We start from the raw sequence: 14,487 nt of genomic DNA on the forward strand, positions 1-14,487 counted from the left end.
TACTACAATATGCTCTAATTACATTATCCTCTTACTTCTTCGCCAAAAATGCATCAAGCTGCTTCTGCTTCTCAGCTATAATCTTATCAATACCCGCAGCCTTCAGCTTCTCCGCGTACTTTGGAATCATTTCATTCGGATCCACGGCACCGGAGGTTAAGGCAGGCTTAAACTGCTTGTTAACATTGTTGACAGCTGCAATCTCGTTCTTGACCGGCTGGCTGTTGAACGTGAATCCAAGCGCAGGAGATTTCACACCTCTGGCATTAAAATCTTTGAATTTATCCCATTTTTCTGGATCTTCATTATCCCATAAGTAGTTTAGAAACTGATTACCAAGCTGCCACTGGGCACCAGGATTATAGGTCCGGTTATTCGGATCGGTTCCGTCAGGAAGACTGATAATGTTATCACTGCCTTCTTTTTTCACATAATGTTTGCCTTCTATTCCGAAATTAAGCAGATTGTTTACAACCGGGTCCGAGTGGAGCAAATTAATGACCTGCATGGCTTTCTCCGGATTCTCAGAAGTGCGGGATATGGCAAGCATAGCTCCTGACGTGTCACCTGTCGTTATAGTCGGCTGTGTCATCTCAATCTGAGTCAGCGGAAATCCGACATAGCTTTCTTCTTCCTTGTCCTTGCCCGGCTTCATCCCGTCTGTCCACATAAACACTTTCCCTGCCTTGGCCTGATCCTTAGGGAAGACGGTTGAAGTCGCTGCATCACTATTAATGTAGCCGGCCTCATACCATTTGCGTGCAAGAGCTGCCGCTTCTTTGAATTCCGGTGTTTCTACTTCATTCAGCACCGATGTTTCGGAACCCATCTTGCGTACAACACCCGGTACGGAAGCATCGCCAAGATAGTCCCAATCCAGATTATCGAGCAGACCATTTCCTGTAGAGTTGGACATATAGAATGGGGTCACACCCGGCTCATTCTCTTTAATCGTCTTAAGCAGCGGCTCCAGATCTGCCCAGGTCTTCACATTACTTATGTCCAGTTTATATTTCTCCAGCAGGTCCTTTCTAACAAGAACACCACGGGTAGCTGCCAGCTCTTTGTTACTAGGAACACCGTAATTCTTCCCATCGACTTGAGAGCCTTCGAGAAAGGCAGGATCCAGATTTTTGACAATGTCCTGCCCATGAGATTCCAGAAGATCGTTCAGCGGCAGGAATGCACTCTTCGCCACGTTTACGGTGTAATTCTGCCATGCTGCCGTAAAGATAATATCCGATTTCTCACCTGACGAGATCATGAGGTTCAGCTTGTTATCCCACTGCCCCCAGTCGATTGCATTAATCTTCAATGTTGCGCCAATCTTCGGCTCCATATACTTATTGATCTCTGCTTCCACAAGTGCAACGTCCTTCTGAGGTGTTCCTGGGTAGAATAGAGAGACTTCATAAGGTTTCTCTGCTTTCCCTCCCGAATCTGTAGCTCCACTGGTTCCCGTGCTGCTGCTCGTAGGCTCGGCTTCTCCTCCTCCACAAGCACTGAGCACCATGACGAAGGTTAGGATTGCAGCAAGAAATAAAGGCTTTCTTCTAACGCGTGTCCCCCGAATCCTTCTCTGTTGATTCATTTGCATAGACCTCCCAAATAATGGAATATGAACATATGAAACTAGCCTTTCACAGCTCCTACGGTCAGCCCCTTGATGAAATAACGCTGGAAGAAGGGATAGGCGAGCACAATCGGCCCAATCCCCACGACCGCCATAGCCATCTGCAGCGTTTTGTTCGGCAGATCCAGCATCCCGCCTTGTGAAGAGATCTGCGAAGCGACGTTGGAGTTGCTCGTTAAATACTGAATATCGAGCAGGGTCCGGTACATCAAATATTGCAGACTGATCGTTTTGTTATCCGAAATAAAGATCATGCTCAAATACCAGTCATTCCAATAATTCAGTGTGCTGAACAGCGCTACCGTTGCAAGGACGGGTAATGATAATGGCAGTACAATTCTGATAAATGTCCTCAGCTCTCCGGCTCCATCTACTCTTGCTGATTCGAGAATGGAGACAGGGATGGAATTGGCGAAGAAGGTCCGCATAACAAGTACGAAGAAAGGTGACATCAGCATCGGCATGATCAGAACCCATAACGTATTTTTCAAATCAAGCAGATTGACATAGACGAGATACCAAGGGACAAGACCGCCATTAAACAGCATGGTGAAAAATATGAAGAAGGCGAAAAAACCTTTGTATGGCAAATCCCGTCTGGACAGCGGATACGCGTAAAATGCGGTCAGTGCCACACTGATTACGGTTCCAACAACGGTAACGAAGATGGATACGCCGTAAGAGCGAACAATTTGCTCCATATCCTTGAACAAGAAGTCATAGGCGCTGATACTAAACTGCTCGGGAATGAACTTATATCCGTTTGCGATGACCGTCGTTTCATCTGAGAGGGAAATGGACAGTACAAGCACAAGCGGCAGAATGCATATAGCGGCATAGAAGATAAAAAAAGCATGTATAACCATCTTTGATCTACCCGATATATGCAGCGCTTTACTGGAACTCATATCAGGAACTCTCCTCCTTGATTAAAATAGTGCGTTATCTTTATCGATCCTGCGGACGATGGAATTGGACACCAATACAAGCACAAATCCAACCACAGCCTGGTATAGCCCTGCAGCTGAGGACATGCCGATGTCTCCACCAATCAGGAACGTACGGTATACATACGTATCAAGCACGTTAGTTACCGGGAACAGCGCACCGGATTCAAGCGGGACCTGATAGAACAGCCCGAAATCTGCATAGAATATTCGTCCGATCTGAAGCAGTGTCATTACAATCATCAGCGGATAGAGGAAGGGGACAGTTATATACCACACTTGACTCCATTTACCCGCGCCATCCAGCACCGCAGCCTCATAATACTCTTCATCAATGCCAATTACCGCTGCCAGATAAATGACCACATAATAACCAATGTTCTTCCAGGTATTGACGAAGGGCAGAATGTACGGCCAGTATTCCGTCTCCGTATACCAATCAATCGGCTCCTTCCCGAATAGCGGCAGGAAGCTGGTGTTCATAAAGCCCGAATCTTTCCCCAAGAAGGCAAGCACTAGATAACTTACGACGATCATGGACAGGAAGTAGGGAAGCAGCATGACGGATTGATAAAATTTGGATGAGAATCTTCCCTTCACTTCACTGAGCAGTATTGCTAGACCTGCACCGAGCACCAGATTAAGAAGTATGAATACCACGTTGTAGGCCAGCGTATTACGTGTAATCTCCCATGCGTCCGAGGTTCCGAACAAATACTTGAAATTGTCCAGTCCCGCCCACGGACTCCCCAAAATTCCATCCGCGTAGTTGACGTTCTTGAATGCAATAATAACCCCAAACATCGGCAAGTAATTGTTGATGAGCAAAAATATGACACCCGGCAAAAACATAAGGTACAGCACCTTGTATTTCTTAAGGTTGTACAGTATGGTCCTTTTTTTCTTTACTGTGTTCGGCATAGCTTACGTTCGACTCCCCCTTCTCATATGCTTCACAGTCCCTCCTACTGCAGCGGTAGCTTTATTATAAGAAGGAGAGGGTTCTGCCGAATATCAGGTCTCGTAACCCTTGGTATGTGTTTTAATGACATCAGCGATTGATATAAAAAGACGACCGTTCGTAAACGACCGTCCTTCATCCTTATTGCAGTTCTGTACGCTAACTATTCTGTCTTCGATACTGCTGAGGAGTCACTCCTGTGTGCTTCTTGAACATTTTCGTAAAATGCTGATAATTGTAATACCCGACTTTACTTGCAATATCGGTTACTGTCGATACTGATGTACAGAGCAGCTCCTTCGCTTTTGCAATCCTCGCCTGAGCAATATAGTCTGAAATGGACATGCCCTTTTCTTTTTTAAACAATCGTGATAAATAAGCCGGATGCAGCTCCGCAAACTCAGCAAGCTCCTCTCTGCCCAGATCCTGCTCTAGCCTTCCATCAATATAGAGACAGACCTTCTCAATTGCAGAATAGGTATGCTCCCCTTCCGGGTGGAGAAGAGAAGCTGTGCGTGTAATTAACTGATGTGCCCAATCTCTGAGCGTTTGGATTGAGCGTGTTACTTCTCTCTCCAAGGGCTCATCTTCTGAGTATAAGCTGTGTAGAGCAATACCGTTCTTGTGCAGAAGCGGGATGATGGTGTGGAGAAGCGCGTGATAGAAAGACTCCAGCAGCTCAGCGGACAACGGACTTAGGTGCTGCATCCAATCCATGAGCTCATCTGCCTTCTGCAGTACTTCCTTGATTTTTCCTGTTGCCAGCAGCACCGCAATATCTTCAATCCAAGGCAGCGGCACCAGCTCCTTCAGGCCTGTTTGTCCAGTGCGATCTGAGTGGAGATAATAAACATCCTCACTCCCGGCGATATGGTGCCGATGTTCCTGCATCAGCATCTTGTAAGCCTCAGGCAGCTTCCATATGCTTGTATAATTGCCGATACAGCACGAGATCCGGGCTGAGAGATATGTACTGCATCTGGCTATATAGTCTTTGCAGTGATCCAGTATTCGATGGGCTGCGAGCGGCTCCTGGAGCAGGATAAGGACATATCCTCTCTGATCTAAAATTACATGTCCTGCTGCACCGCTCAGCACGATCTCCTCGGCCGCATTACAAAGCCCGAACTCAAGAATGTCCAGGTCTTTGGCCGGGAATGTCCTGAGCCATTCCTCGACCTTAAATAGAATCGGCAATATGCTCGCACTGCCATCGACATCTGCGTGATAGATCAGCTTCAGCTCATTAAACTGAGATTCCGTGAGGGGCGATCGGCCTGAGTACAAATCCCTCCAGAATTTAGTGATTCGCTTCGTACTCCAGAATCTGTCTTCATTTAAATAGTCCATATACTGTTCTTTTAATCGGGCAAACTCATCGTCAAGACTCTTTTTCTCTATGGCACGCTTTACGGTTTGAACAAGATCAGCAGATTGGATCGGCTTCAGCAGATAATCGAAGCTATGCATCTGGATGGCTTTTTGAGCGTAAGAAAACTCGGCATGTCCTGTTAGAAAGATGGTCTCCAGCTGCGGGACATGCTCCCTGACCCACCATTGCAAGGATAACCCATCCTCCTCCGGCATCTCGATGTCACAGATCATGATATCGATCTTCTCTTGTATGAGGACTTCTCTTGCTTCGTCAGCCGACATCGCTGTATAAAACCGGTCGAATCCGATATCACTCCAATTCACGGCATGCTTCATGGCTTCCAGCGCGTAATATTCATCATCCACGATGAGCAAGCTGTACATTCTTATTCACCTCCCTGAACCTGCTCTCCACATAGTTAATCGTCAAGTACACAAGGGCTCCGCCATCAGGGCTGTTCTCAAACTGTATCTGAGGCTCTATTCCCTTCACTTTCTCAAGCCGGTGCTTGACATTCCATATCCCGATACTGCGTCCCGTTGCTTCTTCGGGAGGCAGCTCCCCCTGCTGAAGTCTTATTAACACGTCCTCTGCGAAGCCTGTACCATTATCCTGGATTTGTATTCTAAGCTTCTGTTCATCGGGGACCAGATACAAGGTAATATTCAGTTGCAGTGTGCTCCTCCCTTTTCGGAAGCCGTGCACGATTGAATTCTCTACAAAAGGCTGTATCGTGAGCGGAGGGATCAGCATTTCTTCTATATCTGAATCCACCGTCAGCTCGTATTGCAGACGCTCAGGAAAACGCAGCTTTTGAATTTCGAGATAATTTTTAATATGCAGGAGTTCATCTTTAATCGTAATGAGGCTCCGATCCGCCTGCATGCTGAATCGAAAATAGCCTGCTAGATGCTCCGCCATCTTCTGAACGAGCTCATGCTTGTGAAGTGCTGCCAGACTATGAATAATATGAAGTGAATTGAGATAGAAATGCGGATTGATCTGCATTTGAAGCTGCTTGAGTTCTGCCTCCTGTACACGAAGCTGCTCCTCGTACATGCCTATCTTCAGCTGCTGGACTTCTGCAGTCATTTGGTTGAAGGTATTTGTAACAAAAGTAAATTCAGGAGAAGAGGAGGGACCAAGCTTTACATTCAAATCCCCCCTGCTGACCTTTCTCATTCCGGATATTAGAGTATTCATCGGTTTAAATAGAACCTGTCTCAAGAAGAAGAGAACCGAGACGAGCAGTATAACAGCTACGACCGGAATAAACCGGATAATCTGCTGAAATACAGGCAGGTTCCGAACAATGCTCGCTTCTGGCAGCATGACGACATAATGAATCGCTTCATCATGTGCGGGGATGTCAATTAGCAAATATCGTCCTTCGCGTGCTGAATCACCCACGATTTCGTAGAGTGAATCCCTTTCAGACTTCCCCAATTGATAGGCCGATGCAAGACTAACCACCTCCTCAGGCACTACAGTACCAGAGAGTGCCTCTCCTTCTCCTGACAAAATAACCGCTCCTCCGTTTTCGCCCCAATCTGCACTGTGTACACGTTCATTCAAGCTGTTGATCGGTACCCATGCCCCGGCAATGAATTGCTCGTTAATACGAACGGTTTTTACTAAATGATAGGTTCCCTTGGTCTGTACAATTTCCCATTTGTGTGTTGGGACATCTACGCTCAGCGAAGCAGCTGCGGGCATAATGGATGTGATCGCAGTAATTTTCTCGTCGTATCCCCGCTGTGTCGCAAGCAGCGTATCCTCATGAACGGTATCATACAAAAATAAGCCGTCCAAGAGATCATAGAATCCGAGATCAGTTCTGAATTTATTTACGATCCGCTGCTTGGCAATCGTGTAGTCACCACTGCCATATGGCAGAAAAAACAACGAGATAATATCCGGATCCTGTTCCCCTAAGCTATATAAATAGCGATTCGTTTCTTGAAGGATGCGCTCGTTCTCCTCGACATTTTTAAGGACATAATTACGATTCGTCAGTGATACCTGGTCGCGAACCACACTCATTGCATACACATTGTTAAAGTATAGAAACAGCACGAGCGGAGCCATGATCATACAGAAGCCGGTAATGAATTTAAAACGCAATGATGATCTTGAACGGAGTTTCATCTGCTGCATTCACCACTTCCTTAATTTCTTGAAAACGTTATCAGAAATGACATTTACTGTAATTCGCTGGAATCGTGGAGAATCCTTTTCCTTTCATTCCTGAATAGAGGATTATTTTTTAGTTCACTTCATTTGTCAATCATCCCAAGTAAATTGTCATGAAGGTTACATAACAAGTTATAGAATTGCAATTAAGGTGAAATGAATCACAATATATCCTCTTCTATTTTATTATGATAATGACATAAATTACGGATACGGCTAAGGAAAATGCAGATGCCGTTCATAGGCATGTATCAATAGACGCAGATGCATCCTGCAACAATTGATTTAGCGTGCGAAAAAAATGGCTCTGCGGATCTTCCACAGAGCCATTACTATTTTTACTTTTTCTGGGTAAGCGTCACCGCTCTGCTCCCCGTGCTCTCATTATGAAGCCGATCTGCAGCCGTAATTACATAGGTGTAAGTTCCCGGCGTTACGTCCTTATCCTCAAATATCTGCTTCTTCTGATCCGTGCGCTGTACCATTATTCGTATATTTCCTGCTTGTTCCAAGTCACCTTCTATACTTCCCTCGAAACGATAGATGACGTAATAGGCTTCATCACCGCCTCCCGAATTCCACTCCAGCTTTACTGCTTTATTGGTGGAATTGGCTTTTACTTTTACCGGAGCCATCGGTGCCTGATTATCAAGCCATGGCATCTCTGGGATCAGTGCCGGAGTACGATAGATGTCATTTTGGAGTCGGTCTGTAATTCCCAGTGCGTTATTCTCAAACCACTTTGCACTAAAGAAGGCTCCCCCCTTCACCTGCTCGTAGTTCCGGTTATATGCAATCTGATTCGGAATTTCCTCAGGATTCAGCCATCCATCTACGGTACCATTACGATATAGCGCCTGCCCGATATACAGGTGTACATTCTTATCTGTGACGATCCCTTGCCACCAATCAATCAGTTTGTCGTATGCTGCTGGACCGTAACCCATGTACCAGTAGATTTGCGGCATAATATAATCGATCCATTCTTCTTCGACCCATCGCTTGGAATCCGCATAGATCGCATCATAACTACTGAGTCCATTCGTATCTGAGCCAGAAGGATCTGTGGACTTATTTTTCCAAATACCAAAAGGACTAATGCCATACTTCAGTTTACCCTTCTCTTCCTTGATCGCTGCACCAACTTCCTGAACAAAACGGTTGACATTATCTCTGCGCCAATCTGCGATGTTCGTGAACTCGCCACCGTATTCCACATACGTATCACGATCCGGAAATTCCCCGCTTGCCGCTGGATATGGATAAAAGTAGTCGTCGAAATGGACACCATCAATATCGTAATTTCTTACAACCTCCATAATACTGTTGATGATGTAATCCTTCGCTTCGGGAACACCCGGATTGAAATACAGCTTGCCGCCGTAGGACTCCACCCATTCAGGATGCAGTCTGGCCGGATGATCCTCTGTCAGCTTCGTTACATCGTTGTGCATGCTCACTCGGTAAGGATTAAACCAGGCGTGAAATTCCATTCCCCGCTGATGTGCCTCCTCCAGCATAAATTCCAAAGGATCATATCCAGGGTCCTGACCTTGCACTCCTGTCAGCCATTCAGACCATGGTGCATATTCGGACGGATAGAATGCATCCGCTGTCGGCTTCACTTGGACAATCAATGTATTTATACCTGTGTCTTCAAGACGATTGAGAAGCTCACGGAACTGTTTCTGCTGCTCTACCGGATCGGTTGTCCCTTTGACCGGCCAATCAATATTCTCCACGGTTGCAATCCATGCCGCACGAACTTCCCGCTTTGGCGCCTCCTGCGGAAGATTTGCAACGATATAGGTTGAAGCACTCATTCCATTGTAAGTTACCATGATTCGAGAACCACCAACAGCATGAGCTGTTAATTCACCATCCTCGGACACCGAGACAATCTCCGGCCGGCTGCTGGTATAGCTAAGCCCTTCTGTAATTGGCACCGCCTCTGGAAGCATAGAATAAATCCCATTCACCTGGAATTCATCTGAATTACCGATGGTAAGAGCCGTGGGTCCGATAAGTTCCAAGCTTTGCAGCACAGGTACAGGTTCGGATACGGTAACGGCAAGCTCAGCACTTAATCCGCCATACTCGGCCCTAATCGTCGCAGTCCCAGCTGCATGGGCTTGTACCCTTCCTTGTTCGTCTACCGTGAGCACTTCCGGATGATCACTAATAAGGTCAGCCCCTTCTGCGATCAGATAGGGTGAAGCATAATTCGGATAGTCGGCATACAACCGAACGGCTTCGGAAGCGCCTATTTCCAGTTGAGAAGGTCCTGACATTTCAATAGATATAGGAAGAACTTCTCCTTCCGTTACTTCGACTTCAATCTCTTCTGACACGCCGCTATGTTCAGCCGTAATCAGTACTCTGCCTGGTGATATTGCGGTCATCGTTCCATAGGTATCACCAGTAACTTTAGCAATAGATGAGTCACTGCTTGTGTAAGTGACCCCCTCTTCGAGCAGAATCGGGTGAGTCCCTCCTTCGTAGGTAGCATACGAAGTCAGTTTAGCTGAATTTCCTGCTTTGATCGGCTGACCTCCGGTAATATCAAGCCCATAGATGTCGTCCTCTGTATAAAAAGCACTCAGTCGATCGAAATAAAGGGCGCCTCTGTTCTTATTGGTGTCTTTTGTTTCTGCCACATAAATATGATTAAGTTTGAGCGGGGGAGTAAGAGCAGCCGGGATCTGGAGGGTAATGTATTTCCAGCCTGTCCAGCTTAATCCTGAAGCTGAAGTGAAATCTGCAGCGGTCTTGATTCCGAGTGAGTCTTCTATTTGTGCTCTGAGCCAGTGATTTCCACCATCTCCATATACCCATACACCGAGTTTGGATGGCGTTCCTGGCAGAGGTCTTCCGATACCTCCCTGATCATTCTTAAACTGCAAATAAGCAGCAGAGGTTCCTGTTTTCCCTGTGAAATCATAGGTAAGATTAACGGCGTGATGTCCATAATATATCGTTTGAGGTCTGTCTACGAGGGATAAGGAGGCGGAATTGGCTCCAGCATAGAAGCTGGAAAGCAGGCTGAGTGACTCGAATTCTTCAATCGTTTGCATACGAGGCTCTGTATGAATTTCCTCAGCGTAAGCTGTCATCGTTGTTGCCCTTAGGCCGGAACTTCCCAGCATTAGAAATAAAGAGATAATGAGTATGCATGACAGCAGCTGCTTCAAGGAACCCTTGTTGTACATTGACACGATTACTGATCACTCCTTCGTAAAGGTTGATTATTGTACCTACGTCACGATCGGGGCTCTTGTAGAGGGTGAATCTTGTACGCTCCTCTCTTCAATACTATTCATATGTTCTTCAATCTATTAATATATTATATTCGATAAAGAGTATGTTCTCCCCTAGCCTAAGTACCATTTTTAATTTTAATAGCGAAGAACGGCATATGCTGCATCAGGATGTTGCATAATTCGGGCAAACTCCTCAGCACAAAAAAATCGGCCATACTCGGGCCGACTCGTCAACAATAATTAATATATATAATCCTAGTTCAGATGTCGCTCATACATAAACCAGGAACAGAATCGAATAGAGGGAACGAGTAAAAAGATTGCACCTACGTACCCATTTATACAAATAAATGAAACTAAGGAGAGCAAGATTGACACAGCAGTCAGCCAATTGGACGCTGTTCCGTTTATAGGTTCATCACTGATAACAAAGGATTGACATCCCTTAAGAGCACTGGCATAGCAAGCGTTATGATAGGCAAGTAATGACATGAATGATAAACTGACGACCAGATCATCTCTAGTCTCAATTTCGGCATGACAGTGTACGCAGTAGATGGTTTTGGACTTCATCTGTGCCATGGGGTTGTGCCTCCCTTATTGGGTACAATTCTAATTACTATACCACAATATGGTAAATGAAGACATTGCTGACTTACTTCACTCTTAGAACTTGCCCTACATAAATGGTGTAATTCGCATCGAGATCATTCCATGTCTTAATATCCGCTATAGTACTGCCATATCGACGGCTCAACGCATACACCGTATCTCCGCTCACGACAGTATGATAGATAACATTCGTTTTCTTGACCAAGCTAAAATTTTTGACAAGTCCATTGACGTGACCACGAGCAACCGCATCTAGGTGCGCACTTGATGCGAGCAGCGCTGCATCTGCAGCTGTATCTATGAAACCATTCTCCGTTAAGATCGCAGGCATATCAGATTCTCTCAAGACGTGGAAATTGGCTTGCTTCCGTCCTCGATCGATCATCGAGTTCATCTTCATAACCTCTGTATGAATGTTTGTCTGATAGGTTGTCGTCGGAGCTGCCGAGCCGGGATAGATGAAATCCTCGTAGCCTGTGCCCCCGCCAGCATTAATGTGAATAGACAAGAAGTAATCCGCTCCCCAAGCGTTCGCAGCATCTGTTCTTTGAGTCAATGTTACTGTCTCATCGCCTGTTCGGCTCATCAGCACAGAGACGTTCTGATATTCAGCCAGCAGAATAGAGCGGACCTTGGTTGCGATCGTAAGGGTCAGTGCTTTTTCTTGAAGTCCGTTTCCCACAGCTCCGCTATCTGTTCCTCCATGGCCTGGATCAATAAATATTTTGACCATATTGATCACCTCCACTCGCATTCTATGAATTTGTGCTCCGATATGCTTGGACATTTCGAATCGATTCATAGAGAAAAGTTACTTCTGTAATTGGACTGATTCGCATATGCTATTTATTGATTCATATGAAGCTATACAAGCTATATGCCTTGTCTGAGGTTAGGAGTGACTCATGTGAAAGAAGCCAAAAAGGAATCCTTCATCGCCAAGTATTTACAACAGCTGTTAAACGTCATGCTCTTACTGCTTGCTATCATCCTGTCTATGTTTCTTGTCCGTAAAACGATGGTCATCCTTGACAGCTTATTGATTCAAAGCGAGCCAACCTCCTACTACTATCTTACCGAAGGAATATTGGTTTATTTTCTATATTTCGAGTTTCTATCTCTTATTGTTAAATACTTTACGCATAATTATCACTTCCCGCTGCGTTACTTCATCTATATCGGAATCACCGCCATCATTCGGCTCATCATAATAAATCATGAAGATCCTATCGATACATTTACGTATTGTCTAGCCATTCTCGTTCTTGTGATTGCCCTCTTTATTACGAATACGAGGAATTTAGATGCGAATTAATAAATATGGAATCCATGCCGTAAGGGATCCTAATCTCTTGGCAGGAATTTATATAGTCAAAAAAGCTAGGATTCCATATTCTTCCTTAGAACTCCCAACCCGATACTTTACAGCAGTTTCGTCATGAAGACGCTATATGGATCTTCTATGTAATCCGCAAAAGGAGAACAATGCTCGAAGCCACATTTTTCATACAAGATCCTTGCCGGAATGAAATCGTCCGTCGATCCTGTTTCCAGGGACAGTCTGCGGTATCCACGGTTCCCAGCTTCTGTCATAATGTGATTCAGCATCAGCCTTGCCACACCTTTTCTCAGGTGACCACTCGCGGTACGCATCGACTTCACTTCACCATGCTCAGTATCCAGTTCCTTAAGAGCCCCGCACCCAAGCAGCTCCCCGTCTTCCCAGACACTCCAGAATGTGACCCCCGGCTGCTTCAACCCATTCACATCCAGTGCATGAACGCTTTCAGGAGGAGATTGATCCAGCATGCTTGCAATATGCTGTCTAATTAAATGTTGAATCTCCACACCGCTTAAATCATCAATTCTAATCTCCATCCGTAACCGTCACTCTCCCGTTTAGCTCGCATTTTTCTCATGATCTGTATACATCTTAACAGGATTTGACGGTGTAAAAAAGGTGAACTTTTGCTAGTACAAGATAGTTTTAGCTCTTATCCCGGATAGGATTCCAGCTGTCATTCCCCTTTAGAACCTCAGCCGGTGAATAGGTATGAAGCATCTCTGGCTCAATCTTCTTCGTCCACTGTACTCTCTCTCCCTCTGCACCTGGACCGTGGCTGCCATACTCAGCATATCCGACCGTCTGCTCTCGTTCCCGCTTCCCCCAATTATGCCAGCCCGCAGGGTGAATATGCTGCCCGAGATCACAATTGACAAATACGGTTTTGGCATATTCTCGCCAAGGTCTGCCCAAGTATACGCTCCCCGAATCCGCATTCCCCGTTAAGGAGCAGTCCCAGAATACATACCCGAAAGTCACCTCTTCGGCGGTAGATGCAGCAGTTATATACCCAGGGGAGGCTGTACGGTCTGTGCTTCCGTTTTCATTGACATGTCTGCGCTTGGAGAACAGCTCACAATCTACAAATACTGCCGTCGCCGAACCAAAAATAAAATCAACATCTCCCTCGATGTAACAGCATTCATAATATTGACGCACAGGTCGCCTAGGGAACATGTCACGCGGACCACCGAATCTCCCACGGTCGATCGGCGCCTCTGGAAGCGGCCCCGTGAACAAGGTATCCTGATGTCCGAGCAATCGACAATGGTAGAAGGATACCCGATCTCCGTCTACATAGGCCGCAATGGCTTGTCCGATCTCCTTTCCATAGCCTGCGCTGTTCTCTATCGTCAAATGACTGACCGATACGTCATCACTGGAAATAAGCACTGTATAGGTATTAAAAGTGTGATAAGGACTGCCGTCCGGAAATAACTTATGAGCATAGTCTCCATATGTAATGATCGTGTCTTCTGCGGTCTCGCCGATTAACCGGACACCCGGCTGGTTCAGATGAATTTTCTCTTGATATATGCCTGATTTGATGAAAATTGTGCAGGACTCAGAGCTTCCGGCTCTAAGACTCAGGATCTGATCAATCGCTTCTTGAATTGAATTAAAGTCAGCCGTCCCATCTTGAGCTACGGTAATTTCAATCACATTAATCCCCCTCCTATTAGCAAAAAGAACCCGATCAATCCTAAGACTGAAAGAGTTCTTCTAACAAACTGTTATTAACTGATTACGATTTGCGTTTACGCGAACGAACTAAATATAATACAATTCCTATCAATAGTGCTAACAGAGCTGATTGCCGATATGTATTATTCAGTAACAGCAGCCTTCACGTCATACATGGAAACTTTAGTCTCCAGCAGGTAATCAGGCTTCTCTTGATTCCGGCTGTTCCGATGTCCGGCAATATGAGCGGGGCTCTTCTCCCAAGCCTTCCAGGCATCTTCCGATTCCCAGCGGATCATGACGACAACCTCTTCTACTTCTTCATCCTTCTTGCGATTCTTCTTCACCATCACAGTACGATCAATAAATCCTGGAATTTCCGTCATAGGACCGCCAGGCTGACCGAAACGCTCAACAACAGCATCGCTGAAGCCTTCTTTAACTGTAATTACTCTCATTTGAATCAACATGTGAACAT

At 45.7% G+C, this 14,487-nt stretch carries 12 protein-coding genes; 1 reads left to right on the plus strand and 11 read right to left on the minus strand.

Features of this window, described 5'->3' with window-relative positions; all coding sequences use genetic code 11:
* Window positions 1–31: 31 nt before the first annotated feature.
* The 8 genes from BM415_RS09490 to BM415_RS09525 form a co-directional block, all read right to left on the minus strand.
* On the minus strand, window positions 32–1,591 hold the full coding sequence (locus BM415_RS09490) for an ABC transporter substrate-binding protein (RefSeq protein ID WP_091157184.1): 1,560 nt from the start codon (window positions 1,589–1,591) through the stop codon (window positions 32–34).
* 41 nt (window positions 1,592–1,632) lie between these two features.
* Complete coding sequence (locus BM415_RS09495) at window positions 1,633–2,541, minus strand: carbohydrate ABC transporter permease (RefSeq protein ID WP_091157187.1); 909 nt, start codon at window positions 2,539–2,541, stop codon at window positions 1,633–1,635.
* Between the two features lie 21 nt (window positions 2,542–2,562).
* On the minus strand, window positions 2,563–3,501 hold the full coding sequence (locus BM415_RS09500; RefSeq protein ID WP_091157189.1) for an ABC transporter permease: 939 nt from the start codon (window positions 3,499–3,501) through the stop codon (window positions 2,563–2,565).
* A gap of 199 nt (window positions 3,502–3,700) precedes the next feature.
* Entirely contained in the window at window positions 3,701–5,299 is a 1,599-nt protein-coding gene (locus BM415_RS09505; protein WP_091157192.1) for a response regulator transcription factor, read from the minus strand.
* The gene (locus tag BM415_RS09510) at window positions 5,274–7,073 is read right to left on the minus strand and encodes a sensor histidine kinase (protein WP_091157194.1); all 1,800 of its coding nucleotides are present in this window, start codon (window positions 7,071–7,073) and stop codon (window positions 5,274–5,276) included. Before BM415_RS09510 ends, BM415_RS09505 begins: the two co-directional genes overlap by 26 nt.
* Before the next feature lie 374 nt (window positions 7,074–7,447).
* The gene (locus tag BM415_RS09515; protein WP_091159163.1) at window positions 7,448–10,318 is read right to left on the minus strand and encodes a family 10 glycosylhydrolase; all 2,871 of its coding nucleotides are present in this window, start codon (window positions 10,316–10,318) and stop codon (window positions 7,448–7,450) included.
* A gap of 306 nt (window positions 10,319–10,624) precedes the next feature.
* A complete protein-coding gene (locus BM415_RS09520) occupies window positions 10,625–10,951 on the minus strand; it encodes a hypothetical protein (protein ID WP_091157196.1) in 327 nt (108 codons plus the stop codon).
* Between the two features lie 73 nt (window positions 10,952–11,024).
* A complete protein-coding gene (locus tag BM415_RS09525; RefSeq protein WP_091159165.1) occupies window positions 11,025–11,714 on the minus strand; it encodes an N-acetylmuramoyl-L-alanine amidase in 690 nt (229 codons plus the stop codon).
* Window positions 11,715–11,888: 174 nt separating this feature from the next.
* Here BM415_RS09525 and psiE point away from each other — a divergent pair, with 174 nt between their 5' ends.
* Window positions 11,889–12,296, plus strand: a complete 408-nt coding sequence (psiE, locus tag BM415_RS09530; RefSeq protein WP_280142854.1) for a phosphate-starvation-inducible protein PsiE — start codon at window positions 11,889–11,891, stop codon at window positions 12,294–12,296.
* A gap of 107 nt (window positions 12,297–12,403) precedes the next feature.
* On the opposite strand, the gene BM415_RS09535 is transcribed toward psiE, so the two are convergent.
* The 3 genes from BM415_RS09535 to BM415_RS09545 form a co-directional block, all read right to left on the minus strand.
* Window positions 12,404–12,859 (minus strand): GNAT family N-acetyltransferase, encoded by a 456-nt coding sequence (locus BM415_RS09535; protein WP_091157202.1) that lies wholly within the window; start codon window positions 12,857–12,859, stop codon window positions 12,404–12,406.
* A gap of 109 nt (window positions 12,860–12,968) precedes the next feature.
* On the minus strand, window positions 12,969–13,988 hold the full coding sequence (locus tag BM415_RS09540; protein WP_244533198.1) for a pectinesterase family protein: 1,020 nt from the start codon (window positions 13,986–13,988) through the stop codon (window positions 12,969–12,971).
* Window positions 13,989–14,152: 164 nt separating this feature from the next.
* The gene (locus tag BM415_RS09545; RefSeq protein WP_091157205.1) at window positions 14,153–14,479 is read right to left on the minus strand and encodes an antibiotic biosynthesis monooxygenase family protein; all 327 of its coding nucleotides are present in this window, start codon (window positions 14,477–14,479) and stop codon (window positions 14,153–14,155) included.
* Window positions 14,480–14,487 lie beyond the last annotated feature (8 nt).

The sequence above is a fragment of the Paenibacillus sp. 453mf genome (assembly GCF_900116105.1).
Taxonomy (GTDB): Bacteria; Bacillota; Bacilli; order Paenibacillales; family Paenibacillaceae; genus Paenibacillus; species Paenibacillus provencensis.